At 39.8% G+C, this 540-nt stretch carries 1 protein-coding gene; it reads right to left on the reverse strand.

Annotated elements, in window-relative coordinates:
- Positions 1-199 precede the first annotated feature (199 nt).
- Positions 200-540, reverse strand: a 341-nt coding sequence (locus C9J46_RS21460; RefSeq protein ID WP_199190667.1) for a transposase, incomplete at its 5' end; no start/stop codon positions are given.

Genomic DNA, 540 nt, shown 5'->3' on the forward strand with positions numbered 1-540 from the left:
AGCCGACACCTATCCGAAGTGTTGGACAAGCCCAAGCCACCTTATATAAGTAAATATTGGAAATATCATGAAGGGTGATGACAAAAAGAAGTCGAGCGTTATCCTTGGTGTGAACCAATAACTTTAAAATTCTGATTTATAATAAAATCCTCTTTATTTTTGAAGCGTTAAAGCCATTATCCTTATTATTTAACGTCGGTTATCTGGGTCGAAATATCCCCGTTAATTGCATCACATGTTGGCAGCAGGGGCAAAAGGGTTGGGCTTTTATACGTACCGTTTTATTCAGTGAGGGCAACGTCAGTTGCCCGGCTAACATGAACATAAATTGGATAGCTTGAAGCCGCTTCTTTTCATGCCCTCGCAACAAACCATAATCACGTACTCGTCGAAACCCTTTCGGTAACACATGCTGCAATATCAACCAAAGAAATTGCAACACGGGTAACGTGCGTGTCTTCATCGTTTGAGTTTGGCTATCTTTATAACGAAATGTCACCTGTTCATTATTGATATACAGAATGTCTTTATCCGCAATTA

Origin of the sequence: Photobacterium sp. GB-36, assembly GCF_003026135.1 — a bacterium.
Taxonomy (GTDB): Bacteria; Pseudomonadota; Gammaproteobacteria; order Enterobacterales; family Vibrionaceae; genus Photobacterium.